The following is a 26,304-nucleotide window of genomic DNA, read 5'->3' on the forward strand; positions in this document are numbered from 1 at the left end:
AAGATAAAAAATCCCCGACTGGTTCGGGGATTTTTTTGTCCTGCATTTAACGGTTTAGCCCTTTTCTTCGCCGCCGCCCGCCGTCACCACCTGGATGCTCATGCGTGGTGTCGCCAGATCCAGCCCGGCTTCATCCAGATGCCGTTTGAGCGACAGGTTGAACGCCCGTGAAACTTCCCACTGCTTGATCGGGGCGGTCTTGAACCGGGCCCGCAGAATCGCATTGCCGGACTCGAAACTTTCCACGCCCTGAAACTCCAGGGGCGACCAGATGTTGCGCCGTTGCAGCGGGTCGGTGCGCATTTTCTGGCCGACGTCGCGCATCAGCTTGATCGCGTTGTCGATGTCCATGTTGGCCGGCACCGCGACCCGGAAGATCGCGTAGCCAAATTCCCGCGAGTAATTCTTGATGCTCTTGATTTCGCTGAACGGAATGGTATGGACGATGCCGTCGATGTCCCGCAGGCGCACGGTACGAATGGTCAGGCCCTCGACGGTGCCCAGGTGGCCGCCGACGTCCACGTAGTCGTCGATGGCCAGGGAGTCTTCGATGATGATGAACAGCCCGGTGATCAGGTCGGCCACCAGCGATTGCGCGCCAAAACCGATGGCCAGGCCGATCACGCCGGCACCGGCCAGCAGTGGCGTGACGTTCATGCCCATGTTCGCCAGGGCGACGATCAACGCAACGATGAAAATCGCCACGAACAGTACGTTGCGGATCAGCGGCATCATTGTCTGTGCACGGGCGTTGGCCAGGCCTTTGCGCGAGCGGGTGAGGGCGTGATGCACGGCGGTGTCGCTGAGGATCCAGATCAGCCAGGCAAAGATCAGCGTGCCGACCAGGCTGAACAGTTTGACGCTGACCTCATGGCCTTCGCCTTCGGTGAAGCTGATCAGCGACATGCCCCAGACCCGCAGGCCCAGCTCGATGAATGCCAGCCAGACCAGCAGATGGGCCAGTGTATAGAAGAAGTTTTTCAGGCGTTCGGAATACAGTGCGTGACGCTTCGCCCCGCGTTGCGGCTTGAGGGCGTGACGGCGCACCAGGCCATTGATGACCATGCACAACACCAGCAGCACGGTGCAGATCAGCGATTGGCGCAGCGCGGTGCTGGTGTCGCCCGCCGAGACGAAGGTGGCGAACAGGGAAATCCCCACCAGAACCAGCGCCGGTACATACCAGAAGGTGCCGAGAATATCGATGGTGTCGCTGAGTGCGCGGCGGGTCAGCCGCCGGGACAGCGGCTGGTTGCGGATCAAGTGGGCAATCGGGCGGCGGAAACGCAGGATGAACAATCCCGTGGATAACGCTGCCAACACATTGGCCACTGTCGCCGCAGTGTGCGCCAGGTGCACGCCAAGGCTTTCAATCAGGCGCGGGTCGTTCAGGGCTTCACCGAAGGCGGCAAAGCTACCGATCAGCCACAACGGCCGGAAGGCCTGGTGCCGCAGGATGTACAGGGCGCGGTGGCGGTGTGGTCCGTCGAGCAGGGAAAAGGCAATCACGCAGATCGCGGAGAAACAGGTGCCGACCACCAGCGCATACGCCAGCACCATGGCCAGGCTTTTACCCAGTGACGACGGCAGGGCGTAGCTCATGTAGACGGTGATGACCAGGGCAATCAGCCACGGCCCCAGCTTGCGCAGGGCGAAACGCAGCATGTCCAGGGCCCTGGGGTGTTGCGGCAGTTCTTCGGTCAGGCCGAAGCGCATGCGCACCCGATGACTGACCCAGATCAGCGCCGCCGCCAGCAGGCTCCAGACCATCAGGATCATGGCAAACGCGAAGATGATCGGCAGCCACTCACTGGCCGGCAGCACCAGCGCGGTCAATTCATCCTTGGCCAGGTCGAACTCGCTGGACCAGCGAGTGATCGGGCTGTCGGCACCGGAAAATTGCTTTTCGAAACTGGCCAGGGTGCCGCCAATCAGGCCTAGCACACCTTCCTCGGCGACCGGTTGGGCTTTTTTGGTGGCGTCGCGCAGCTTCTTCAGATCCGCCAGCAGCTTGCTGCGCTGCTGATCGTTCTCCAGCGACTTGATGACTTCATCCAGGGATTGCCCGAGGGGTTCCTGTGCCTCGGGCTGGGTTTTTGCCTGGCTGCCAAGCAGGCTCGGCAGCCCGACGGCCTGGGCGGGCGCTGACGGCATCAGCGTCATCAGGCAGATAAGGAAAAGGCACGGCAGGGCGAAGAGACGAGCGAACACTAGGCGGTCAACCTCGAAATGGGCAGATCGACCGAGTGTACGAGCCCCTCTAAACCAATGCGAGCCGGGGTGGGGATTTATTCGTTGAGTTTGGCGAGGATCTTGAAGATCACCGTGGCCAGGATCAGCAGCATGCCCAGCCACATGGCGAGCACGCCTGCATTCTTGTCGCGAAAATTGAAACCGACTGCCAGCATGAGCATCCCGATGAGAATAGGGATGAGCATGCCGTGGAAGGAGGACATCGTGATCATGGCGACTGCCTTGTCAAAAGGGATGATTAAAGTCTAGGTGGCTTTCCCGCGACCTGTGTAGGAGCTGCCGCAGGCTCGGGCCGCGTTCGGACGATCTTTTGATCTTTAAAGTCAAAAGATCGCAGCCTGCGGCAGCTCCTACAGGTGGGGCTATGGTAGCTCGCGGCAGGCGTAGAACGCGCTGAGCACCTTGACCAGATGCGCCAGGTCATGACTGCCGCACAGTTCGCGGATCGAATGCATGGCGAAGGTCGGCAGGCCGATGTCCACGGTGCGTACACCCAGGTGGCTGGCGGTGATCGGGCCGATGGTCGAGCCGCAACCCATGTCGCTGCGCACCACGAAGCTCTGTACGGGCACTTCTTCGGCCATGCATAGATGACGGAAGAACCCGGCGGTTTCACTGTTGGTGGCGTAGCGCTGGTTGCTGTTGACCTTGATCACGGGGCCGGCGTTGAGTTTCGGGCCGTGATTGGCATCGTGCTTGTCGGCGTAGTTGGGGTGCACGCCGTGGGCGTTGTCGGCCGAGACCAGCAGGGATTTCTGGATGGTGCGCACGAACTCGTCACCTTCGGGTAGCAGGCGGCGCAACGTCTGCTCCAGCATCGGACCGTCGGCGCCACAGGCCGAGCACGAACCGACTTCCTCATGGTCATTGCAGACCAGGACGCAGGTTTCGTCGGTGTCGGTGGTCAATAGCGCTTGCAGGCCGGCATAACAGGACAGCAGGTTGTCCAGGCGCGCGCCGGCGATGAAATCACCATGCAGGCCGATGACGGCCGCGCTTTGGGTGTCGTAGAAGCTCAGTTCGTAATCCAGCACGACATCGGCGTTCAGGCCGTGTTCACGGGCCAGCTGGTCGGTGAGCACGGCGCGAAAATCCACGCGCTCGTCACCGGCGAATTGCGCCAGTACCGGTGGCAGCTCGGTCTGGGCGTTGATCGCCCAGCCCATGTTGGCTTCACGATTGAGGTGAATGGCCAGGTTGGGGATGATTGCGATCGGCGCCTTGAAGTCGATCAACTGGCTCTCGACCTTGCCGTCACGGCGGAAGGTCACGCGGCCGGCCAGGGACAGGTCGCGGTCGAACCAGGGCGCCAGCAGGGCGCCGCCGTAGACTTCGACGCCCAATTGCCAGAAACCCTGGCGTTGCAGTTCCGGCTGGGGCTTGACCCGCAGGCACGGGCTGTCGGTATGGGCGCCGACCAGGCGAATGCCGCCGTGCAGCGGCGAGTGCCGGCCCATCTTGATCGCGACGATCGACGAGTCATTGCGGGTGACGTAGTAGCGACCATTGGCTTCAGTGTTCCATGGCTCGCGTTCGTCCAGGCGTTGGAAACCCGCCGCTTCCAGTCGTTGAACAAGGCTGGCGGTGGCATGGAACGGGGTAGGGGAGGCCTTCAGGAAGTCGATCAGGCCTTGGTTCAACTCTTCGCGCATAAGTAGCTCCAGACAGCAATGGCGCCAGTTTAACGTATTGGCCCGGCGCATTGGGCAAGAGCTTTCAGCGACGGGCCTGCCTGGCGGTCAATGAGTCATCCGCTCGCGCAGGTAGGCAATGATGGTTTGCTCGTCCGAGGACTTTGCCGGGCGGGGCAGGTGTTTTGGCCAGCGACCCTTTTCCGTGCCGAAGAATTTTTTCTGTTTGTCTTCTTCCCAGCGCAGGATTTCCCGGGAAGCGGACTCCCACCACTCGTGGCGGCACACTTCGTAATACGGATGATCAGGCGCCGCGCTGCCATACAGCAGGTCACGACCGACCTTTTTCATGCTCTTGTGCTTGTTGCGCAGTTTCCACTTGATGCGCAGGCGCTGCCAGGGCGACGGCACGGGTTTGCAGCGCGGGACTTCTGTGCACAGGGCCGGTAGTTCCGGGCGGAACTGCTCGCCATGGCGAGTGAAAAAATGCTTCTGCATGGCGTGGAAGAAGCGTTTTTCAGCGAAGTAGTGATAAATGAATTTCTTCGCTTCCTGGACGGGCTGGTTGCGCATCGCGAACGACAGGGCGATCTGCTCGATGGTATGGATATCGAACGAGCCCCGGGTCCATTCATCGATCAGGCGGATCGATGCTTCGAGCAGGGGCATATCGCCGTCGGTAACACCGCACAGCCCGCTGTTATACAGCTTGAAACTGTTGTGGGACGAGATGCCATGGGCTTGCAGGCAACGGCCGAGCTTGACGTAGTCCGGGCGGTCGCAGACGTAGCTCCAGTCGTATTCGAAACGGTCCATGACATAGCGCCCCGGCCCGATCCGTTCGAAGACGCGATGGGGCGACTCCAGGAACAGCGTATCGGTGTCGACGAACAGGGTCTTGTGCGCAAGCTTCAACCCCTGGGCGATGGCACAGGCCTTGCGCCGGTGGTGATAGCCGTTTTCGCCCTGCCATTGGGCCATGGTCTGCTCGTCCAGGGCGATGGTGTCGACCGGCCAGCCAGCATAGTCCTGGGGGCGATCGGTCATGACCCTGATGCACAGCGACTCACCCCGTTTGAGCTGTGCCAGGGCGGTAAGCATGCTGAACTTGGCTTCGCGCCGGTAAACATCCTGGTTGCCATAGATGAGGTAGAGCAACTGGTGCGGTGTTTTCTCTAGGGGTGACAGCGCTTCGCGCATAAGTAGCTCCAGGCAACAGAAACGCAAGTTTACCGTATTGGCCTGGGGCAATGCAGGTGCACTGTTGACTGGAAGTATTTGCGCGGCGTATGGCCTTGGTGCGGCTGTCAGCCGGTGATCAGTCTGCCGCTGAGGAAGACTTCACGTCGCTGTTTACGCCCGACATGCTCATGTTTGCTCGGGTGATAAGCCTCATTGAACTGTTCTCGCGAAAGGCCGGGGAGCGCCTGGATGTATTCATCCACCAAGTTGTCATAGTCAGCTTCGGTAATCAGCTTGTAGATCTCGCGGTGATAGAAGAACCCCAGCTGAAAGCCGAGTGTCGCACTGAAGTGAGGGGAGTGGTCGGCAAAACAGTTTTCGAAGTCTATGGCTTTCAGCGGTTTTTGCGACGTTTCGGGGACCATGATATTGCCGGCCCAGAAATCCATATGCGTGATGTTCTTTTGCGACAGCGAGCCGAGCAGTTCGAACGCGTTCAAAATGAAGGTTTCGACCTGGTCCGGGTTGCGTCTAAGCCACTGCAAGCCGTCGATGTGCTTATCGAGCAGGTGCGTGAGGATGAAGTATTCGCGGGTCAGGCCCAGACGATCCCGTGTATAGCCATAACCCTCCAGCGCGGGCATTGAAACGCCGCGGCGTTGGGCTTCCCGGGTGTTCACCAACTCCTCCAGTGGCCAGTCGAATCGACCATTGCGCTGCGGTTTACCCAGGGTGACGCGTACTTTTGCCTTGAATGTATCCAATGGCTGGACCTTGGCAAACAAAGGCGTGGGACCAGAGGCCAACGGCGCACTGGCACGGGTGAGTTTATTGTTTTTTCGTTTTTTTATGAGTTGCTCAAGCGCCTGTTGCGCTTCGATGCTCGGCGGCTGGCTCAGGTGCAAGGTGGTGTTGCCGGATACAAAAGTGATGGGGTAGTCGCATTGAAGCTTTTTACTGCTAAGCACGGGGGCTTCCTGCCTGCTGTCTAAGTGCCATCATTTTACGATTTATTACAAATTTATGACAATGATTTCACCAGATTTTCATTTCTCGGTATCTGTAACGAAAAATGAAAAAAGCCCTTCGAAGTAAGGGCTTTTTCAATGAGTTTCACGAGTTCATTGACTCAAAAAGGCGCAGGGCACTCAAAGCGCAGTCGCTCACCGCTTTGTGGGTGAGTGAAGCTGAGCATGCTCGCGTGCAGGCAGAGTCGTGGCCAGGCGGCCAGGGCTTGCTCGTGGGCGTAGAGGCCGTCACCCAGCAGCGGGTGACCGATCGACAGCATGTGCACGCGCAATTGGTGGGAACGTCCGGTGATCGGCGTGAGTTCGACGCGGCACCAGTCGCCACAGCGCTCCAGCACGCGCCAGAAGGTCAGGGCGTGTTTGCCGAATTCATGGTCCACCACTTGCCGTGGCTTGGTCGGCGGGTCGTAGCGCAGCGGCAGGTCGATGCTGCCACTGTCGAGCTCCGGCTGACCCCAGCACAATGCGGTGTAGGCCTTTTCGGTTTCGCGGTCGTGAAATTGTCGGGACAGTTCACGGTGCGTGTCGGGATCACGCGCCAGCAGGATGATGCCGGATGTTTCCCAGTCCAGGCGGTGGACGATTCGCGCTTCCGGGTAGCCGTTTTCCTGCAGCCGGGTAATCAGGCAGTCCTTGTTGTCGTCGGCCCGACCGGGCACGGAGAGCAACAGGGTGGGTTTATTGACCACCAGGACAGCGGCATCCTCATGGATGATGTGGATATTGGACAACGGCATCAAACAGCCTCGTAACAAACGCCAACGGCGGCTCAGGCCTCCATTCTCCCCTTGTGTAGGAGCGAGCTTGCTCGCGATGGTGTGCCAGTCGACAACGATGTGACTGACACTCCATCGCGAGCAAGCTCGCTCCTGCACGGGGGGCTGAAGGGCCTGAGCCGCCGTGGCTCCAGCCGGATCGACTCAGCGATCTGGCAGGGTGATATTGAGTTCCAGAATCGAGCAGCTGCCCTGGCTTTCCAGTGCGACATGCACGTCATCGGACCCGATATTGACGTACTTGCGAATCACCTCGACCAGTTCCTTCTGCAAGGCTGGCAGGTAGTCCGGGGTACTGCGTTGGCCGCGTTCGTGCGCCACGATGATCTGTAGACGCTCTTTCGCTACCGACGCGGTGCTTTGCTTTTTGTTGGCACGAAAGAAGTCAAAAAGGTTCATTGCTTAATTGCCTCCAAACAGGCGCTCGAAGAATCCCTTCTTCTGTACATCGAGGAAACGATGTTCCACGGTTTTGCCCAACAGGCGATCTACGGTGTCGCTGTAGGCCTGGCCGGCATCGCTCTGGTCGTCGAGAATCACCGGAACGCCCTGGTTGGATGCCTTGAGCACCGCCTGGGATTCAGGGATCACGCCGAGCAGGGCCACCGAGAGGATCTCCTTGACGTCTTCGACGCCGAGCATTTCACCCTTGCTCACGCGCTCTGGATGGTAACGGGTAATCAGCAGGTGTTCCTTGATCGGGTCTTCGCCGCGTTCGGCGCGGCGCGACTTGCTGGCCAGCAGGCCGAGCATGCGGTCGGAGTCACGCACCGAAGATACTTCCGGGTTGGTCACGACGATCGCTTCGTCAGCGAAGTACATGGCCAGGTGGGCGCCTTTTTCGATACCGGCCGGGGAGTCGCAGACCACGAACTCGAAGTCTTCCTTGAGTTGCATCAGGACTTTTTCCACGCCTTCGACGGTCAGCGCGTCTTTGTCGCGGGTCTGGCTGGCCGCCAGCACGTAGAGGTTTTCCAGGCGCTTGTCTTTGATCAGGGCCTGTTGCAGGTTGGCTTCGCCATTGACCACGTTGACGAAGTCATACACCACGCGGCGCTCGCAACCCATGATCAGGTCGAGGTTACGCAAACCGACGTCGAAGTCGACGATGACTGTTTTGTGACCGCGCAAAGCGAGGCCGGTACCGATAGCGGCGCTGGTGGTGGTCTTACCCACACCACCCTTGCCGGATGTAACCACGAGAATCTTGGCCAAGGTGTTTCACCCCTAAGGAAAAAGGACTTTTTAGCCCCTGAAAAACATCTCTTGAAAACTACAGCAGTTGGACAGCCTTGGCTGGAATGGGCCGCAAATGGCATTTACACCCGGTAAACACTGTTTGTAGCCGTTTTCCTACTTCGTTTGAGCCGTTTTCGCTACGTTTTAGAGATGCTTGGAAAATGCGGCAGTATCCGTTAAAGCCGAATGATGTTCAACACGTCGCCTGACAGGCTGACCTGCACGCCCGAACCCCACAACGGGTCGCGGCGCAGATCTTCGGAAACCTTGTAGTGGCCGGCGATGGAGATCAGTTCAGCGCTCATTTGCTGGCAGAAAATCCGTGCCTTGGTGTCACCCTTGACGCCGGCCAGCACGCGACCACGCATCGGGCCGTATACATGGATGTTCCCATCGGCGAGAAGTTCCGCCCCCGGACTGACTGAGGAGATCACCACCAGGTCGCTGCCCTGGGCATAAATCTGCTGGCCACCACGTACTGGTGAAGTGATGATTTTCGTCGGCTTGATGCTCGGTTCCGCTGGTTTTTCCGGCTTTTCCGGCTTTTTCGCCACGACGCCTTCGTTCAGGTCCAGCGCCCGTTCACGGGCACCGGACGGTGGCAGCACCGGCAGGTCGACTGCGATGGCGGCCGCGATGTCTTCGATGCGGCTGGCGCGGATAGCCAGGGTACGCAGGCCATGCTGGCGGCAAACGCGCATCAGGCCGGGCAGATCGACGGCGCCACCATTGGTCGGGAGTTTGTCCAGGGCCAGTACCAACGGCGCGTTGCTGAAGAAATTCGGCGCCTGTGCGACCTTCGCGGCCAGTTGCCGATCGAGGCCTTCAAGGTCATTACGGGCCAGTTCCAGCACCGTTATGGCGAGCATGCTGCCCTTCAGCTGGAACACGGGATCTTGGTCTAGCGGTTCGGTTTGGCTCATGTTCGGCATACAACGACTTGTCACTAAAAGTGCCCAGACTTATAACGAGATCGCCCGCGAGCCGCAAGCCGGGTCGAACGATGTAGAATGCGCGGCCATCGTCTTTTCGGAACCTTTAATGGATCGCCCGCGTTTTCGAACAACCTTTCTGATGCCGCGTTTCTGGCCGCTCTGGTGCGGTCTGGGGCTGTTATGGCTGATTGTCCAGCTGCCGTACCCTGCATTGCTGTGGATCGGTCGAGTCCTGGGTGCCCTCATGTATCGAGCAGCGGCCGACCGGCGGCGCATTGCCAAGCGCAATCTCGAGCTGTGCTTCCCGGAAAAATCCGCGGCCGAGCGCAAGCGTCTGCTCAAGGAAAACTTCGCTTCCACCGGTATAGCCTTTTTCGAGATGGCGATGAGCTGGTGGTGGTCGCGCGAGCGGCTGGCGAAACTGGCCCATGTCGAGGGCCTGGAGCACCTGAAGAATGCCCAGCGCGACGGCAAGGGCGTGATCCTGATGGCCGTGCACTTCACCACGCTGGAAATCGGTGCCGCGCTGCTCGGCCAGCAGCACACCATCGACGGCATGTACCGCGAACACAAGAACCCGTTATTCGACTACGTGCAACGTCGCGGTCGCGAGCGGCACAACCTGGATTCGTTGGCGGTGGAGCGCGAGGACGTGCGCGGCATGCTCAAGTTGCTGCGGGCCGGCCGGGCGATCTGGTACGCACCGGACCAGGATTATGGCGCCAAGCAAAGCATTTTCGTGCCGTTGTTCGGCATCCAGGCCGCCACAGTCACCGCCACGAGCAAATTCGCGCGGCTGGGCAAGGCGCTGGTGGTGCCGTTCACCCAGGAACGCCTGGCGGATGGCAGTGGTTATCGCCTGGTGATCCACGCGCCGCTCGAAGGCTTCCCCGGTGAAACCGAGGAAGCCGACTGCCTGCGCATCAACCAGTGGATCGAAGGCGTGTTGCGTGACTGTCCAGAGCAATACCTCTGGGCCCATCGCCGCTTCAAGAGCCGTCCGCCAGGTGAGCCGAAGCTGTACGCAAAACGCGGCTGAACGGCCGATCCCGACATGCACCATGGAGCGTTGCGATGAGTCCTGCTGAACCGGTCACAGGGTTGATTCTTTCCGGCGGCGGGGCTCGGGCGGCGTATCAGGTGGGCGTGCTGGCGGCGATTGCCGAGTTGCTGCCATTGGGCGCGGATAATCCGTTTCCGGTGATTGTCGGCACGTCCGCCGGGGCTATCAATGCGGTCAGCCTGGCCAGCGGGGCGCTGGACTTTCGCGCGGCCATCGAGCGGCTGACCGCGTTCTGGCAAGGTTTTCGCAGTCACTTGGTGTTGCGCAGCGACTGGCCGGGCGTGATCAGCCAAGCCACCCGCTTCGTCAGTCACAGCTTGCTGGGCCTCGGCGCGCAGGTGCCTGTGGCGCTGCTCGACAGCTCGCCGTTGCGCGAATTGCTCGACGACAAATTGCCGATGAACGGTATAGCCGAAGCCATCGCCCAAAGGCAGTTGCACGCGGTCGCCGTCACGGCCTTCGGCTATGAGTCTGGCCAGGCCGTCACCTTCTATCAGGGCGGCGGCACTATCGACGCCTGGTTGCGCCATCGCCGGATCGGCATTCCCACCCAATTATCCATTGACCATTTGCTCGCCAGTTCGGCCATTCCGCTGCTGTTCGCCCCAGTGAAAATCGGCGAGGAATATTTTGGTGACGGCGCGGTGCGCCAATCGGCACCCATCAGCCCGGCGTTGCACCTGGGCGCCAGTCGAGTGCTGGTGGTGGGGGTCAGCGGCAACCCGCGCGGCATCGATCCCGAGCAACCGCTGCAGCGCGCCTATTCCGGGCAACAACCGACGCTGGCGCAGATTGGCGGGCACATGCTCAACAGTACGTTCATCGACAGCCTGGAAAGTGACATCGAATTGCTGCGGCGTTTGAATCAGTTCAGCCACCTGATGCCCGAGGGCACACCGACCCGCGTGCTTGGCGTGGCGCCGGTGGAGGTGTTGGTGATTTCACCGAGTCAACCGATCGACGAGATTGCCGCACGCCATCGCCAGGAATTGCCGGCGGCACTGCGCCTGTTCTTGCGTGGGCCGGGGGCGACCAAGACCAGTGGGGCAGGGGTGTTGAGTTATCTGTTGTTCGAGGCGGGGTATTGCAGCGAGTTGATTGATCTGGGGCGGCGGGATGCGTTGGCCAAGCGCGATGAGTTGAGCCGGTTTCTGGGGTTGGCATAAAACAAAGATCGCAGCCTGCGGCAGTTCCTACAGGGAACGTTCCAATGTAGGAGCTGGCGAAGCCTGCGATCTTTTGATTTTAAATCAGAAGTGAACCTTGACCAGGAAGCTGGTCACGCTCTGATCCGTCTTGAAGCCCTGGCTGTCTTCGATACCGTACTTGTTTTTCCAGTAGTCATATTCGACACCCACGTACAGCTGCTTGGCGCCCAGGTTCAGCGCCTTGCCCAAGTCGTATTTGATCTGCGGATTGAAGTGCAGGTTGGCGTGGTATTCGCCTTTGTCGTTCACGTCGTTGTCGACAACCCAGTCCATGAAACCGTCGATCAGCACATCCGAGTCACCCACAGGGATGGTGTAGGACCAGGCCGGAGTGATCTGCCAGACATCGTCACCCGGGCGGTCACCTTCGGTGTGACGGTTGTAGAAGTTCAACTGGAAGTAGTCGAAGCCGGGGATGGCCAGGTCGAAACCCGGACCGATCAGGTACGACTCGGTGTCGTCTTCGCCGAACTCATAGGTCATGGCCAAAAGCACGTCCTTGATCGGGCCGAACTCCAGCTTCTGGTCGAAGATCTTGTTGAACGACAGGCGCGGGCTGAATTCGCCGTAGTGGGTGTTCTCACCCGCGAAAGAGTCCTCCTTGCCGTTGTAGAAAATCTTGTCGATGAAGAAGAAGTTGTCGCCGTACTTCCAGCCGTCGGCGTGTTCGAAGGTCACGGTCTGCTGGATGCGCGGGTTGACCTGGAAGTCCTTGCCATACAGGTAGGTCAGGCTGTTGTTCTGCCATTGCAGCAAGTCGCCGGCCATGGCCTGGCCCCCCGCCAGCAACGATCCCGCCAGCATCAGGCTAGTGCACGTACGTTTCATTCGGTTGCTCCCAAAAAGTAGTGGTTTCACGTTATTTTTTTAAGGTCGACGCTCTGGTGTGGCGCCTTTTTCCGTAGCTGCAAAATATCATCCAATCGGTCAGCTTTAGTGCTGTTAGCAAGAGCTGCGCCAAGGCTTTCAGAAAACAAAAAAACTCCCGCTCGGCTGCTCAAAAACAGTCGATTGAGAGGGGTTTGGGGATGCCTTGGTACCGACCAGAGCCGGGATAAGTTGGCTTTCTGGTCAGGAATTAAATCCGGGCTTTTTTTTAAAGCGGATTCAGGCGGCCGCGGAGAATACTGACTCCTCGGCCAGGTCTCAAGTGCCCCGCAACAGCGCACCGACGACAGGTGTGGGGCACGGTTGCGGGTCATCTTAGAAATGCACCTTCACCAGCAGGCTGGTGGTGTTTTCATTGGTGTCGAGGTTGCCGTTGTTTTCGATGCCGTACTTGTCTTTCCAGTAGCTGTACTCGACGCCGACGTACACCTGTTTTTCACGCCAGCCAAGGGTTTTGCCCAAGTCGTATTTGATCTGCGGGTTGAAGTGCACGTTGGCGTGATAAGTGCCATGGGAGTTCTGGTCGTTGTCCACCACCCAGTCCAGGTAGCCGTCGATCAGTACGCTCGAGTTGCCTAGTGGAAGGGTGTAGGACCAGGCCGGGCTGACCTGCCAGACATTGTCGCCGGGGCGCGAGCCTTCGGTCTGGCGGTTATAGAAGTTCAAGGTGAAATAGTTGAAGCCTGGTATCGCGAGGTCGAAGCCAGGGCCGATCAGGTAGGCCTCGCTGTCGTCTTCGCCGTTCTCGTAGGTCAGGGCCAGCAGCACGTCCTTGATCGGGCCGAATTCGAAACGGCGGTCAAGGATCTTGCCCAGGGAAAGGCGCGGACTGAACTCGCCGTAATAAGCGTGAACGCCTTTGTTGCGGTCTTTCTCACCGTTGTAGTAGGTGCTGTCGATGAACATGAAGTTGTCGCCGTACTTCCAGCGGTCGGCGTGCTCGAAGGTCACCGTCTGCTGGATCGACGGGTTGACCGCGAAATCCTTGCCGTACAGATAGCTCAGGCTGTTGGTTTGCCACAGCAGCAAATCGCCGGCCATGGCTTGAGTGGCGGCCAAAAGACCGCCCGCCAACAACAGGTTTGTCTGGGTACGAATCATCTGTTGCTCCCTCTTGTTTTTATTTTCAAGGCGCAGGAAACCCCTACCCCCTGTAGGAGCGAGCTTGCTCGCGAAGGACTTGAGAGCGCCGCGTTGTTTCAGCAATCACGCGTTATCGTTAGCGACCATCGCGAGCAAGCTCGCTCCTACAGGGTGGGTATGCGTTTCTTGATTAATGGGTGTGGGCGTGGCAGTCGTTGATGGCCGCGCGTTCGGCGCCGCCAAGGATGTTGAACAGCAGGTTCAGCGTCAGGGCACTGAGCGTGGCCATGGCGATACCGCTGTGGGTGATCGGGCTCATCCACAGCGGCAAGTGGGCAAAAAACTCCGGACGCACCACCGGGATCAGGCCCATGCCGATGCTCACCGCCACCAGCAACTGATTGCGCCGGTCACCGATGTCGGCTTCCTGCAGGATCTTGATCCCGGTGGCAGCGACCATGCCGAACATCGCGATCGCCGCGCCGCCCAGCACCGCCGGTGGAATCGAGGCCACCAGGAACGCAGCCTTGGGCAGCAGGCTCAGGACGATCAGCAAACCGCCGGCGACAATGGTCACCGAACGGCAACGTACGCCGGTCATCTGCACCAGGCCGATGTTCTGCGCGAAGGAGGAGTGGGTGAAGGTGTTGAAGAAACCGGCGAAAAACGAGGCGCCGGCGTCACACAGCAAGCCGCGGCGCAGCATGCGTGGGCAGACTTCCTGGCCGGTGATCTTGCCCAGGGCGAGGAACATCCCGGTGGATTCGACGAAAATGATCACCACCACCAGGCACATCGACAGGATCGGCGCGAGCTCGAATTTCGGCATGCCGAAGTGCAGCGGGGTGACGAATTGCAGCCATGGTGCCTGGGCCATGCCGCTCAGGTCGACCATGCCGAGCACGCCACAGAGCACGTAGCCCAGGCACATGCCGATCAACACGGAAATATTGACCCAGAAACCGCGCATGAAACGGTGCACCAGCAGGATGGTGCCCAGCACCAGCGCGGCGATGATCAGGTAGATCGGTGAGCCGAATTGAGCGGCGCTGGCACCGCCGCCGGCCCAGTTCACGGCCACGGGGAACAGCGACAGACCGATCGAGGTGATGACCGTGCCGGTCACCAGAGGGGGGAAGAAGCGCACGACCTTGGACATGAACGGCGCGATGAGCATGCCGAAGAACCCGGCAGCGATGGTGGCGCCGAAGATCCCCTGCAGGCCGATGCCCGGCATGCCGGCCATGGCGACCATGCTGCCGACGGCGGCAAAACTGGCACCCATCATCACCGGCATGCGAATGCCCATGGGACCGATACCGAGAGACTGGACGATGGTGGCGATGCCGGCGACCAGCAGGTCGGCGTTGATCAGGAAGGCGATTTCTTCACGACTCAGGCCAGCGGCCTGTCCGATGATCAGCGGCACCGCGATGGCGCCACCGTACATCAGCAGAACATGTTGCAAACCGACCAGGATCAGTTGCAAGAGGGGCAAACGCTGAATGGCGGGTGCGTCGGGGATGCGCGCTTGGGAGAGCTCGGACATGCAACACCTCGGATCATTTTTATTCTTGTGATTTTGTGCATCAGGTAGACCGCGTCGCGGCCAATCGCGGGCAAGCCAGCTCCTGTAGGAGCCGGCTTGCCCGCGAAGCTTTTCAACGTTTAATTGGTCGGGGCACCCTGCACAATCCAGGCGCCGATCAGGTCACGTTCCTGCTGGGTCATCTGGGTGATGTTGCCCAGTGGCATGATCTGGCTGGCGACGGCTTGAGCCTGGATGCGCGCCGCGTTCTGGCGGATCTGCTCGGGGGTGTCGAACATCACACCGGCCGGGGCGGCACTGAACAGTGGGCTGGTTGGTTTGGCCGAATGGCAAACCGCGCAACGTTCCTGAATCACGCTGTGCACCTTGTCGAAGCCCGGGCCTGCGTTGGACGCTTGCGCGGGTGCAGCAGCAGGCGCTTGCGCAGGTTTGGCTTCCGCCGGTTTCAAGCCGCCGCCCACTGCCGTTTCCGGCAATGGCTGGTACTCGATTGCAGCAGGGGCCTTGGCCACTTCAGGGGCGCTGGACATCGGCTTCGGACCGGTTACATAAGCCAGGCAAATCATGCCGACGGCTGCCACTGGCAGGGTCCAGGCAAACTTGTGGCTGTCGTGACGGGTGTTGAAGTAGTGACGCACCAGCACCGCAAATACCGCGATCCCGGCCAGGATCAACCAGTTGTACTGGCTGCCGTAGGTGCTCGGGAAGTGGTTGCTGATCATGATGAACAGCACCGGCAAGGTGAAGTAGTTGTTGTGACGCGAACGCAGCAGGCCTTTGGCCGGCAGTGCCGGATCCGGCGTGCGGTTCTCGGCGATGGCCGCGACCAGTGCACGTTGCGCCGGCATGATGATGCGGAACACGTTGCCGACCATGATGGTGCCGATGATCGCGCCGACGTGCAGGTACGCGCCACGACCGCTGAACACTTTGCTGAAGCCGTAGGCGGCACCGATGATCAGCACGAACAGGATGAAACCCAGCAGTGCAGGGCGTTTGCCCAGGGCCGAGTCGCAGAGGAAGGAGTAGATGAACCAGCCGATGAACAGCGAGCCGATACCGATGGCCACGCCTTCAGGGCCGCTCAGGGTGCTGCCCGGAGCCAGCAGGTAGAGCGTCGGATTGGAGTAGAACACCACGCACAGCAGCGCGATACCCGACATCCAGGTGAAGTAGGCTTCCCATTTGAACCAGTGCAGGTTGTCCGGCATGGTCGGTGGAGCCAGTTTGTATTTTTCCAGGTGGTAGATACCGCCGCCGTGGATCGCCCACAAATCACCGGCCAGACCGCTTTTCGGGTTGACCCGATTGAGGTTGTTTTCCAGCCAGACGAAGTAGAACGATGCGCCGATCCAGGCCACGCCAGTAATCATGTGAACCCAGCGCACGCTCAGGTTCAGCCATTCCAACAGATGTGCTTCCACAGTCTTTACCTCTCGCCCGTCACTCTTGTTGTCGAGTGATCGGACCTTCTCTTATTGGTGGGGGGCGAGGATCAAACGCTCATCCTCTTTGAAAAAATGCTCATCGCAGTTATTGCCTGTGCCACTGCGATCAACCACCAGGAAGTCATCCCGCTTTTCGATCGTCAGCACCGGGTGGTGCCAGACGCCGCGATGGTAATTGATGCCCTGCCTGCCGTTGGTGACGAAGGCGCGGACCAAGCCTGATACAGGTTCATCGCCAAGTGGCGCGACCACGATCAGAAAGGGGTTGCCGAGCAGCGGAATGAAAGCCTGGCTGCCCAGCGGATGACGCTCCAGCATGCTCACGGTCAGCGGCATGTCCTGCGCGTCGGCGCGGAAGATGCTGATGATCGCGTTGTCCTCAGGCGTTGCGGTTTCGACCGTCGCCAGTTTATGGAAGCGCATGGTCGAACCGTTGTTGATCATGAAGTGATCGCTGCCGTCGGTTTCGATCACGTCACCGAAAGGGGCGAAGGCTTCTTTGGTCAGCGGTTCAATCGTCAGTGTGCGCATGCTGTTCTTATCCGAATTCTGTGTTGTTGGTTCTAATGCTATCGCCAGCAGGCTGGCTCCCACAGGGGAACGCATTGCAAATGTGGGAGCCAGCCTGCTGGCGATTGGGTCAGCGCTTATTTAGCGACTTTGCCCAAAACGCGCAGGCGGCTCACACCACCGTCCGGGAACACGTTCAGGCGGATGTGGGTGATCGGGCCCAGGGCCTTGATCTGCTCGGCGAAGGTGTGTTCGGCGTGCATTTCCAGCTTCTGGCTTGGCAGCAGTTCGCGCCAGAACAGCGACTGGGTTTCGATTTGGCTGTCGGTACCGCCCTTCACGAATGCGCCCTGGATCGAGCAGCTGTCCGGGTAGTTGCCCTTGAAGTGCAGGGTATCGACGATGATTTTCTCGATCTCGCCCGGGTGGCCCAGGGCGACGATCACCCAGTCATTGCCTGGCGTGCGACGACGTGCGGTTTCCCAGCCGTCGCCCATGTTGATGCCGCGGCCCGGGTTGAGGATGTTGCTCATGCGGCCGAAGTGTTCATCGGAGCAGGCGAGGGCACGGCCACCGTTGAGGGCAGCAGCCAGGTCGACTTGCTCGTTGTCACCGACAGCCGACCAGTCGCGGAACGGAATTCCGTATACGCGCAGACGGGCTACACCACCGTCCGGGTAGATGTTGAAGCGCAGGTGGCTGAAGGCCTGGTCGTTGCTGATTTCGTGGTAGTGGTGGCTGTTGCCTTGCAGCTCGACGGCGGACAGCACTTCGGTCCACTGGGTGTTTGCGTCTGGTTCGCCCGAGGCCAGGAAGCAGGCTTCCAAAGAGGCCGACGGCGGGAAGTTGCCGGTGAAGAATGAAGTGTCGATGTCCACGCCCTTGATCGAACCAGGCACGCCCAGGCGGATCACCGCGCTGTCGTAGCCTTCAAAGCGCTTGCGGCGTGACTCCCAGCCGTCCATCCACTTGCCGTTGTCATCGAACACGCCCTCCTTCCACACGGCCGGGGTCGGTTGGAACAGACGGTTGGCGTCTGCGAACCAGTCATCGGTGACCGAGATGATTTTGGTGCCCAGGCGGGCGTCGGCCAGGTTGACGAACTTCTCGAAAGGTACGGCGTAAGCTTTCATTCTTCTTGTCTGCCTTTAAATAAGTGGCTTGGGATGCTCTCAGGGCCCTGGGCGATTTGTGCGTTCAGTCACGCTCGGGCCAAGATCGCTATAGGGTCAGTAAACGGAACAGGGCGATCTTGTTGATCTCCGCCAGCGCGCACTTGAACTCGGTGTCTTGCGGGTTGTGGATGCGCGTTTCGAACGCCGCGAGGATCTGATGCCGGTTGCTGCCTTTTACCGCCATGATGAAGGGAAACTTGAACTTGGCCTTGTAGGCGTCGTTCAGCTCGGTGAAGCGCTGGAACTCTTCGGCCGTGCATTGGTGGATACCGGCGCCAGCCTGTTCATTGGTGCTGGCTTCGGTGAGTTGCCCCTGGACGGCGGCTTTGCCGGCCAGGTCCGGGTGAGCGTTGATCAAAGCCAGCTGGCTGGCGTGATCGGCGCTCAACAGGATGTCGCTCATGCGCTGGTGCAGGGTTTCGATCTGGTCGATCGAAGCGTCCTGGCCCAGGTCGAAGGCCTTTTCGGCCACCCATGGCGAATGTTCGTAGATGTCGGCGAAGGCTTTGACGAAGGTGTCGCGGCTCAGGGTCGAGGGTTTCAATGTTTGAAAGGCGCTCATTTCGCGGCCCCTTGGTACGGGTGGGTTTCCTGCCAGTGGCGCGCGATGTCGACGCGACGGCTGAACCACACCTGTTCATGACTTTTAGCGTATTCGATAAAGCGCTTGAGCGAAGCCAGACGCGCCGGACGGCCGATCAGGCGGCAGTGCAGGCCGATCGACAGCATTTTTGGAGCTTCGGCACCTTCGGCGTAGAGCACGTCGAATGCATCCTTGAGATATTCGAAGAAATCGTCGCCCTTGTTGAAACCCTGGACCTGGGTGAAGCGCATGTCGTTGGTGTCCAGGGTGTACGGGATCACCAGGTGCGGCTTGCCGGTCGGGTTGTTCGGTTCCCAGTACGGCAGGTCGTCGTCGTACGTGTCGCTGTCATAGAGAAAGCCGCCTTCCTCCATCACCAGCTTGCGGGTATTCGGTCCGGTGCGGCCGGTGTACCAGCCCAGTGGGCGTTCGCCGGTGATTTCGGTGAGGATGCGGATCGCTTCGAGCATGTGCTCGCGTTCCTGGGCTTCGTCCATGTACTGGTAGTCGATCCAGCGGTAGCCGTGGCTGCAGATCTCGTGGCCGGCATCGACCATGGCGTGGATCACATCCGGGTGACGCTGGGCGGCCATGGCCACGGCGAAGACGGTCAGCGGAATGTCGAACTCCTTGAACAATTTCAGGATCCGCCAGACGCCGGTGCGGCTGCCATACTCGTAAAGCGATTCCATGCTCATGTTGCGCGCGCCTTGCAGCGGCTGCGCCGAGACCATTTCCGAGAGGAAGGCTTCAGACTCTTTATCGCCGTGCAGGATGTTGCGCTCGCCGCCTTCTTCGTAGTTGAGTACGAACGACAGGGCGATGCGGGCATTGCCCGGCCAGTGTGGGTGTGGAGGGTTACTGCCGTAACCGATCAGGTCGCGAGGGTAGTCAGCGCTCACTGCAGTCTTCCTTCTTGTTCGTGTTGACAGGTGGTGTGGCGCGCCTGAGGGTGCAATGGCAGGGTGGCGTCACAGCGATGGGATGATTGTATACAACTTTATAATCATTTTGTAAGCCTGATTTTTTGCATTTTTCATCAGCGGTCATCTGTCGTGGGGTTTCCAGGCTGTCACAAGTCCTGTGCAAGAAATTTGCCTGATTGGTCAGCTAATGGCTCGAAGGCAGCGCCAGCGTAAGGAACGCTGGAAAATCGACGGGAAAACCGGGCAGGGCGGTAGTGTGCGACGAAATGTCGTTTTTATTGTGTACAATTTTTTTGAAAAATGTCTTAATCAATCGCTCGCCGCAGCTTTTCGTGCTCCGAATCGGTGCGGTCTCCTTTTCAACTGACTTCGGGAGGCGCGAGGTCTGGCTGCTTCCATGCAGGCAGACGCGCAGAATCAATGGGACGTTTGACTACACACGTTTTGGACGCTGCACACGGGTGCCCGGGCAGCTCGATCAAGGTCGAGTTGTACCGCGTTGAAGGCTCGCAGCTGGAATTGGTCGCCAGCGCGATAACCAACAGCGATGGCCGTGTCGATGCACCGCTGCTGCAGGGCGATGACTACCGCACCGGGGTCTATCAGGTGCAATTCCATGCAGGCGACTACTACCGCGCCCGTGGCGTCCAGTTGCCTACGCCTGCTTTCCTGGATGTGGTGGTGCTGCGTTTTGGCATCTCTGCCGAGCAGGATCACTACCATGTGCCGCTGCTCATTTCGCCCTACAGCTATTCAACGTACCGAGGAAGCTGATCCCCCAAGCGGCTTCCTCATCAATGAAGCGACTGCGCATATAGCTTCTTTGGTCTTTCGCCCGCTCACACTGCGGGCTTTTTTTTCGCAAAAAATCCTTGGCGGCAAAGGCCGGATTTACTGCTACATAAGGCTCATGCCGCTAAAACAGGGTGTGGCAAAGACAATTCAGTTACTTATTCAGCAGGCAAAAAGACGATTCATGTAGTATAACTACAAGCGTGCTACATCCCCGGCGCCTGCCAAATAAAAAAGAGTCCAGCCCTTTGAATCTGCTGCAACACATCGCCCAGTCTCGCCACCTGTTACGCAAGTCGGAACTCAAGGTCGCCGATCACGTTCTGCTTGATCCTGCGGCCGTGATGCACAGTTCCATGGCCGACCTGGCCCACAGCGTGGGTATCAGTGAACCGACCATCGTGCGCTTTTGCCGCGCCATCGGTTGCTCGGGTTTCCAGGACTTGAAACTCAAGCTGGCCCAGAGCCTGGCGGCAGGGGCGAGCTTCGGGCAATTTGCGATCCATGAGGACGACTCGGTCGCCGACTATAGCCTGAAGATTTTCGACACCACCCTGCACACGCTGATGGAGGTTCGCGAAAAGCTCGATCCGCTGGAATTGCAGCGGGCAGTGACGCTCATGTCCCAGGCCCAGCGCGTCGAGTTCTATGGTTTTGGCGCCTCCGGAGCAGTGGCGGCGGATGCGCAGCACAAGTTTTTCCGTTTGCTGCTCACCGCGGCGGCGTATTCCGATCCGCACATGCAGGCGATGTCGGCGGTCACTCTCAAGCCAAGTGACGTTGCGATCTGCATTTCGCAGTCCGGCCGCTCCAAGGATTTGCTGATCACCGCCAATCTGGTGCGTGAGAGCGGCGCCTCGTTGATTACCTTGTGCCCGAGCCAGACGCCTCTGGCCGAGTTGTCGACTGTCAACCTGGCCATCGATGTTCACGAAGACACCGAAATCTACACGCCACTGACCTCGCGTATCGCTCACCTGGTGGTGATCGATGTGTTGGCCATGGGCGTGGCGATGGCCCGCGGGCCAAGCCTGGTCAACCACCTCAAGAGCGTCAAGCGCAGCCTGCGCAGCTTGCGTTTGTCGCCCAAGTCAGTGAAAGCGCTGGACGACTGACTTGTAGGGGCTTGGCTTGCCGGCGAAGGCGTTCTTGAGGTGTGTGTTTGTCTTTCGGGCCTCTTCGCTGCGATGCGGCGTCCCGACAAGCCAGCTCCTACAGGGTTCATCTGTCTGTAACCGACCCGCCGCCAAACCGTCATCCCCCGCGCCTATCTTGAAACTCCCGTACTCGACTTGGGAGACTCGAAATGGCCCAGATCTACGAAGAACGCAACAGCGCCGTCAAAACCCGTCGTCAACAGGAAGACCAGCGCCGCATGGCATTTCGCCGCGCGATCGAAGATCGCTGCGAGCAGCGTCAACTTCAGGCAGAGATCGCCGATTTTACTGGAGGCTTGGAACTCAATTACTGGCAGGCGGCGCCGACAACTTCCCGTCGAAGCGCTCAACCAGCGCGCTGATCTGGATTCTTTCGCTGCGAATGAACGCAAGGAATGCGTGAGCCACCGGTGACAGGCGTTTGGCCTTGGCCTGTACCAGGCACCAGCTGCGGTAGAGCGGCAGTTCCTCGATCGGCAACTCGATCAAGCCGCCCGTGGCCAATTCAAGGTTCAGGGCGTGGCGCGTCAACAGTGCCACGCCCAGACCCGCCAGCACGCATTCACGTTGGGCTTCGGCCGAAGAGACCTCCTGGGTCTGGTTGAAGTGCACGCGCTTTTCCTTGAAGTATTCCTCGCAAGCCATTCGCGTCCCCGATCCCACCTCGCGCATCAGCAAGGTATAAGGCTCAAGGTCCTGCAGGCGTAACGGCCCCAAGTGGCACAGCGGATGGTCCGGCGGTGCGACCGCAACGATCGGATTGTTCAGGAACGGCAGGAACTCCAGCCCCATGTCCTGCGGCACCATGGACATGATCACCAGGTCGTCACGGTTGTCCGACAGTCGGCGAATGACCTGGGCGCGATTGACCACCGTCAGTTGCAGGTTAACCTCCGGGTGCTGGCGCTTGAAGGCGGCAAACAGGTGCGGTACGAAATACTTGGCGCTGGACTCCACCGCCAGTTTCAGTTGCCCTTGCAGCGAGCCCTGCATGTCCGACAGTTGCATGTCGAGGTTTTCCAGGCGCCCGAAGATGTCCCGGCTCGCGCGCTGCAAGGCTTCCGCCGCTTCGGTCATGTAGAGTTTTTTGCCGACATAATCGAACAGTGGCTGGCCCACCAGCTCCTCAAGTTGACGAATCTGCAGGCTGACGGCCGGTTGCGTGAGGGACATTTCGTCGGCTGCGCGGCTGTAGGACCTCAGGTCACAGACCTCGTTGAAGATTTGCAATTGACGCAATGTCATACGCATCAAGGACTTACGCATAATCTGGACACTCTGGCCACGGGCTGATGTGTCAACTATAAGTCTTTACTTATGCACGACCCAATAATTATTCATTTTTGTTAATCCCTTGTGAGCGCTAGTGTGGCGTTGCGACCAATTTGAAACATTTGGTCACTCGTCGACCTGGTCTAGCAGGTCGTGGGTCACACCGGATCAAGGGAAACTCCAAGTGATAAAAAAGATCCTGATCGCCAACCGTGGTGAGATTGCCGTACGAATCGTACGCGCTTGTGCCGAAATGGGCATTCGCTCGGTCGCGATCTATTCCGACGCCGATCGTCATGCCCTGCATGTCAAACGTGCGGATGAGGCCCACAGTATTGGTGCCGAGCCACTGGCCGGTTACCTGAACCCGCGCAAGCTGGTGAACCTGGCCGTGGAAACCGGTTGCGATGCCTTGCACCCCGGCTACGGTTTCCTTTCGGAAAACGCCGAGCTGGCAGACATCTGCGCCGAACGAGGGATCAAATTCATCGGTCCATCGGCTGAAGTCATTCGCCGCATGGGTGACAAGACCGAAGCCCGCCGCAGCATGATCAAGGCAGGTGTACCAGTCACGCCGGGTACCGAAGGCAACGTCGCGGGCATTGAAGAAGCCCTGACCGAAGGCGACCGCATCGGTTACCCGGTGATGCTCAAGGCCACTTCCGGTGGTGGCGGTCGCGGTATCCGTCGCTGCAACAGCCGTGAAGAGCTCGAACAGGCGTTCCCGCGCGTCATTTCCGAAGCCACCAAGGCGTTCGGTTCCGCGGAAGTGTTCCTGGAAAAGTGCATCGTCAACCCCAAGCACATCGAAGCGCAGATCCTCGGCGACAGCTTTGGCAACGTGGTGCACCTGTTCGAGCGTGATTGCTCGATCCAGCGCCGCAACCAGAAGCTCATCGAAATCGCCCCGAGCCCGCAACTGACCCCGGAACAGCGTGCCTACATCGGCGACCTGTCGGTGCGTGCAGCCAAGGCCGTGGGTTACGAGAACGCCGGTACCGTGGAGTTCCTGCTCGCCGAGGGCGAGGTGTACTTCATGGAAATGAACACCCGGGTGCAGGTGGAACACACCATCACCGAAGAAATCACCGGTATCGACATCGTTCGCGAGCAGATCCGCATTGCCTCCGGCCTGCCGCTCTCGGTGAAACAGGAAGACATCCAGCACCGCGGTTTCGCGCTGCAGTTCCGGATCAACGCCGAAGACCCGAAAAACAACTTCCTGCCCAGCTTCGGCAAGATCACCCGTTACTACGCACCCGGCGGTCCGGGCGTACGGACCGACACGGCGATCTACACCGGGTACACCATTCCACCGTTCTACGACTCCATGTGCCTGAAACTGGTGGTCTGGGCGTTGACCTGGGAAGAAGCGATGGACCGTGGCCTGCGCGCGCTGGACGACATGCGTGTGCAAGGGGTCAAGACCACCGCAGCGTACTACCAGGAAATCCTGCGTAACCCGGAATTCCGTAGCGGCCAGTTCAACACCAGCTTCGTCGAAAGCCATCCTGAACTGACCAACTACTCGATCAAGCGCAAACCCGAAGAGCTGGCCCTGGCCATCGCCGCCGCCATCGCCGCCCACGCAGGCCTGTGAGGAATAGAACAATGTCCAAGAAGATTCATGTAACCGATACCATCCTGCGCGACGCCCACCAATCGCTGCTCGCGACCCGCATGCGCACCGAAGACATGCTGCCTATCTGCGACAAGCTCGACAAGGTTGGCTACTGGTCGCTGGAATGCTGGGGCGGCGCGACGTTCGACGCCTGCGTACGTTTCCTCAAGGAAGATCCGTGGGAGCGTCTGCGCCAGCTGCGCGCAGCGTTGCCTAACACGCGCCTGCAAATGCTCCTGCGTGGCCAGAACCTGCTGGGCTACCGTCACTACAGCGACGACGTGGTCAAGGCCTTCGTCGCCAAGGCAGCGGTCAACGGCATCGACGTGTTCCGCATCTTCGACGCCATGAACGACGTGCGTAACCTGCGCGTGGCCATCGAAGCGGTGAAAGCCGCCGGCAAGCACGCCCAAGGCACCATCGCCTACACCACCAGCCCGGTGCACACCATTGACGCGTTCGTGGCGCAAGCCAAGCAAATGGAAGCCATGGGTTGCGACTCGGTAGCAATCAAGGACATGGCTGGCCTGCTGACCCCGTACGCCACCGGCGAACTGGTTCGGGCGTTGAAAGCCGAACAGTCGCTGCCCGTGTTCATTCACTCCCATGACACCGCCGGTCTGGCGACCATGTGCCAGCTCAAGGCCATCGAAAACGGCGCCGACCACATCGACACCGCGATCTCCAGCTTCGCTTCGGGCACCAGCCACCCAGGCACCGAGTCGATGGTGGCTGCGCTCAAGGGCACCGAGTTCGACACCGGCCTGAACCTGGAACTGCTGCAAGAGATCGGCCTGTACTTCTACGCCGTACGCAAGAAATACCACCAGTTCGAAAGCGAATTCACCGCCGTCGACACCCGCGTGCAAGTCAACCAGGTTCCGGGCGGGATGATTTCCAACCTGGCCAACCAGTTGAAAGAGCAGGGCGCCCTGAACCGCATGGGCGAAGTGCTGGCAGAGATCCCGCGGGTTCGTGAAGACCTCGGCTTCCCGCCGCTGGTGACCCCGACTTCGCAGATCGTCGGCACCCAGGCGTTCTTCAACGTGCTGGCCGGCGAGCGCTACAAGACCATCACCAACGAAGTGAAGCTGTACCTGCAAGGCGGCTACGGCAAGGCGCCGGCCCCGGTGAACGAGCAACTGCGTCGCCAGGCCATCGGCAGCGAAGAAGTGATCGACGTTCGTCCGGCGGACCTGCTCAAGCCGGAAATGGCCAAGCTGCGCGCCGACATCGGTGCCCTGGCCAAATCTGAAGAAGACGTGTTGACCTACGCCATGTTCCCGGACATCGGGCGCAAGTTCCTCGAAGAGCGTGCGGCGGGCACCCTGACCCCTGAAGTGCTGCTGCCGATTCCTGAAGCCGGTGGCGTCGCCTCGGCCGGCGGTGAGGGCGTGCCGACCGAGTTCGTCATCGACGTCCACGGCGAAACCTACCGCGTCGACATCACCGGTGTCGGCGTCAAGGCCGAAGGCAAGCGTCACTTCTACCTGTCCATCGACGGCATGCCGGAAGAAGTGGTGTTCGAACCGCTCAACGAGTTCGTCAGTGGTGGCAGCAGCAAGCGCAAGCAGGCGTCGGCCCCGGGCCACGTCAGCACCACCATGCCAGGCAACATCGTCGATGTGCTGGTCAAGGAGGGCGACACCGTCAAGGCTGGCCAGGCTGTGCTGATCACCGAAGCGATGAAGATGGAGACCGAAGTCCAGGCGGCCATCGCCGGCAAAGTCACCGCCATCCACGTGGCCAAGGGCGACCGGGTGAACCCGGGCGAGATCCTGATCGAGATCGAAGGCTGAGTTAACAGCCGCGATACAACGCTTTAAACCTCGGGGGGGCATGTGCTCCCCTTTTTTTTGGTTCATCACGGAATCCTGGGAAACACAGAAACAAGAACGCCGATTTGATTGATGATGTTCGTGCGAGCAAACACATCTAACAAACCGGCGTTCTTATGCGCGATATTAATACTTTCCTTCCTTTTT

At 59.7% G+C, this 26,304-nt stretch carries 25 protein-coding genes; 7 read left to right on the forward strand and 18 right to left on the reverse strand.

Translation table 11 applies throughout. The features are described from left to right. Positions 1-54: 54 nt before the first annotated feature. The 9 genes from ACYP2Q_RS22480 to minC all read right to left on the reverse strand — a co-directional run bounded on the left by ACYP2Q_RS22480 (position 55) and on the right by minC (position 9,032). Positions 55-2,211 (reverse strand): mechanosensitive ion channel family protein, encoded by a 2,157-nt coding sequence (locus ACYP2Q_RS22480; RefSeq protein ID WP_459732522.1) that lies wholly within the window; start codon positions 2,209-2,211, stop codon positions 55-57. A 77-nt stretch (positions 2,212-2,288) separates the two neighbouring features. Next, positions 2,289-2,465, reverse strand: coding sequence for a hypothetical protein (locus ACYP2Q_RS22485; protein ID WP_459732523.1), 177 nt, complete (start codon positions 2,463-2,465; stop codon positions 2,289-2,291). Positions 2,466-2,615: 150 nt separating this feature from the next. After that, positions 2,616-3,905, reverse strand: a complete 1,290-nt coding sequence (locus tag ACYP2Q_RS22490; RefSeq protein ID WP_046817960.1) for a M18 family aminopeptidase — start codon at positions 3,903-3,905, stop codon at positions 2,616-2,618. 87 nt (positions 3,906-3,992) lie between these two features. Then, positions 3,993-5,084 carry a hypothetical protein gene (locus ACYP2Q_RS22495; protein WP_459732524.1) on the reverse strand — a complete coding sequence of 364 codons (1,092 nt, stop codon included), beginning with the start codon at positions 5,082-5,084 and terminating at the stop codon, positions 3,993-3,995. A gap of 107 nt (positions 5,085-5,191) precedes the next feature. After that, complete coding sequence (locus tag ACYP2Q_RS22500; protein WP_459732526.1) at positions 5,192-6,034, reverse strand: BUD32 family EKC/KEOPS complex subunit; 843 nt, start codon at positions 6,032-6,034, stop codon at positions 5,192-5,194. A 161-nt stretch (positions 6,035-6,195) separates the two neighbouring features. Then, positions 6,196-6,831, reverse strand: a complete 636-nt coding sequence (locus ACYP2Q_RS22505; protein WP_459732527.1) for an RluA family pseudouridine synthase — start codon at positions 6,829-6,831, stop codon at positions 6,196-6,198. Between the two features lie 183 nt (positions 6,832-7,014). Next, entirely contained in the window at positions 7,015-7,269 is a 255-nt protein-coding gene (gene minE, locus ACYP2Q_RS22510) for a cell division topological specificity factor MinE (protein ID WP_007974947.1), read from the reverse strand. A gap of 3 nt (positions 7,270-7,272) precedes the next feature. Next, the gene (minD, locus tag ACYP2Q_RS22515; RefSeq protein WP_008056976.1) at positions 7,273-8,085 is read right to left on the reverse strand and encodes a septum site-determining protein MinD; all 813 of its coding nucleotides are present in this window, start codon (positions 8,083-8,085) and stop codon (positions 7,273-7,275) included. A 200-nt stretch (positions 8,086-8,285) separates the two neighbouring features. Then, on the reverse strand, positions 8,286-9,032 hold the full coding sequence (gene minC / locus ACYP2Q_RS22520; protein WP_459732528.1) for a septum site-determining protein MinC: 747 nt from the start codon (positions 9,030-9,032) through the stop codon (positions 8,286-8,288). A 118-nt stretch (positions 9,033-9,150) separates the two neighbouring features. On the opposite strand from minC, the gene ACYP2Q_RS22525 reads away from it, so the two are divergent. Both ACYP2Q_RS22525 and ACYP2Q_RS22530 read left to right on the forward strand, forming a co-directional pair. Beyond that, entirely contained in the window at positions 9,151-10,083 is a 933-nt protein-coding gene (locus ACYP2Q_RS22525) for a lipid A biosynthesis lauroyl acyltransferase (protein WP_459732529.1), read from the forward strand. A 35-nt stretch (positions 10,084-10,118) separates the two neighbouring features. Continuing rightward, positions 10,119-11,273, forward strand: a complete 1,155-nt coding sequence (locus ACYP2Q_RS22530) for a patatin-like phospholipase family protein (RefSeq protein WP_459732530.1) — start codon at positions 10,119-10,121, stop codon at positions 11,271-11,273. Between the two features lie 84 nt (positions 11,274-11,357). On the opposite strand, the gene ACYP2Q_RS22535 is transcribed toward ACYP2Q_RS22530, so the two are convergent. From ACYP2Q_RS22535 to puuE, 8 genes are all read right to left on the reverse strand, one after another. Continuing rightward, positions 11,358-12,143 carry an outer membrane protein OmpK gene (locus tag ACYP2Q_RS22535; RefSeq protein ID WP_459732531.1) on the reverse strand — a complete coding sequence of 262 codons (786 nt, stop codon included), beginning with the start codon at positions 12,141-12,143 and terminating at the stop codon, positions 11,358-11,360. A gap of 375 nt (positions 12,144-12,518) precedes the next feature. Then, on the reverse strand, positions 12,519-13,304 hold the full coding sequence (locus ACYP2Q_RS22540; RefSeq protein ID WP_459732532.1) for an outer membrane protein OmpK: 786 nt from the start codon (positions 13,302-13,304) through the stop codon (positions 12,519-12,521). Positions 13,305-13,476: 172 nt separating this feature from the next. After that, entirely contained in the window at positions 13,477-14,835 is a 1,359-nt protein-coding gene (locus ACYP2Q_RS22545; protein WP_459732533.1) for a nucleobase:cation symporter-2 family protein, read from the reverse strand. Positions 14,836-14,954: 119 nt separating this feature from the next. Then, entirely contained in the window at positions 14,955-16,259 is a 1,305-nt protein-coding gene (locus ACYP2Q_RS22550; protein ID WP_459732534.1) for a urate hydroxylase PuuD, read from the reverse strand. A 51-nt stretch (positions 16,260-16,310) separates the two neighbouring features. Beyond that, positions 16,311-16,814: an ureidoglycolate lyase gene (locus ACYP2Q_RS22555; RefSeq protein ID WP_007960046.1), complete on the reverse strand. Its 504-nt coding sequence runs from the start codon at positions 16,812-16,814 to the stop codon at positions 16,311-16,313. A gap of 116 nt (positions 16,815-16,930) precedes the next feature. Next, positions 16,931-17,926 (reverse strand): allantoicase, encoded by a 996-nt coding sequence (gene alc / locus ACYP2Q_RS22560; RefSeq protein WP_046817970.1) that lies wholly within the window; start codon positions 17,924-17,926, stop codon positions 16,931-16,933. An 88-nt stretch (positions 17,927-18,014) separates the two neighbouring features. Beyond that, positions 18,015-18,530, reverse strand: coding sequence for a 2-oxo-4-hydroxy-4-carboxy-5-ureidoimidazoline decarboxylase (uraD, locus tag ACYP2Q_RS22565; RefSeq protein WP_459732535.1), 516 nt, complete (start codon positions 18,528-18,530; stop codon positions 18,015-18,017). Further along, on the reverse strand, positions 18,527-19,453 hold the full coding sequence (gene puuE, locus ACYP2Q_RS22570; RefSeq protein ID WP_459732536.1) for an allantoinase PuuE: 927 nt from the start codon (positions 19,451-19,453) through the stop codon (positions 18,527-18,529). Before puuE ends, uraD begins: the two co-directional genes overlap by 4 nt. 444 nt (positions 19,454-19,897) lie before the next feature. Between puuE and uraH the strand changes: the two genes are divergently transcribed. The 3 genes from uraH (at position 19,898) to ACYP2Q_RS22585 (ending at position 21,788) form a co-directional block, all read left to right on the forward strand. After that, positions 19,898-20,251: a hydroxyisourate hydrolase gene (gene uraH, locus ACYP2Q_RS22575; RefSeq protein ID WP_017339772.1), complete on the forward strand. Its 354-nt coding sequence runs from the start codon at positions 19,898-19,900 to the stop codon at positions 20,249-20,251. Positions 20,252-20,517: 266 nt separating this feature from the next. After that, complete coding sequence (hexR, locus tag ACYP2Q_RS22580; RefSeq protein WP_008056956.1) at positions 20,518-21,384, forward strand: transcriptional regulator HexR; 867 nt, start codon at positions 20,518-20,520, stop codon at positions 21,382-21,384. Between the two features lie 191 nt (positions 21,385-21,575). After that, entirely contained in the window at positions 21,576-21,788 is a 213-nt protein-coding gene (locus ACYP2Q_RS22585) for a PA3496 family putative envelope integrity protein (RefSeq protein WP_459732538.1), read from the forward strand. Here the strand turns inward: ACYP2Q_RS22585 and ACYP2Q_RS22590 are convergent. Further along, positions 21,730-22,692: a LysR family transcriptional regulator gene (locus ACYP2Q_RS22590; RefSeq protein WP_274074610.1), complete on the reverse strand. Its 963-nt coding sequence runs from the start codon at positions 22,690-22,692 to the stop codon at positions 21,730-21,732. The two genes, ACYP2Q_RS22585 and ACYP2Q_RS22590, sit on opposite strands and share 59 nt — an antisense overlap. 190 nt (positions 22,693-22,882) lie before the next feature. Here ACYP2Q_RS22590 and ACYP2Q_RS22595 point away from each other — a divergent pair, with 190 nt between their 5' ends. Together ACYP2Q_RS22595 and oadA are read left to right on the forward strand one after the other, a co-directional pair. After that, entirely contained in the window at positions 22,883-24,298 is a 1,416-nt protein-coding gene (locus tag ACYP2Q_RS22595; protein WP_046817975.1) for an acetyl-CoA carboxylase biotin carboxylase subunit, read from the forward strand. A gap of 11 nt (positions 24,299-24,309) precedes the next feature. Further along, a complete protein-coding gene (gene oadA / locus ACYP2Q_RS22600) occupies positions 24,310-26,118 on the forward strand; it encodes a sodium-extruding oxaloacetate decarboxylase subunit alpha (RefSeq protein WP_459732539.1) in 1,809 nt (602 codons plus the stop codon). The last annotated feature ends 186 nt before the right edge of the window (positions 26,119-26,304 follow it).

It is taken from the genome of Pseudomonas sp. MHK4 (genome assembly GCF_054600775.1).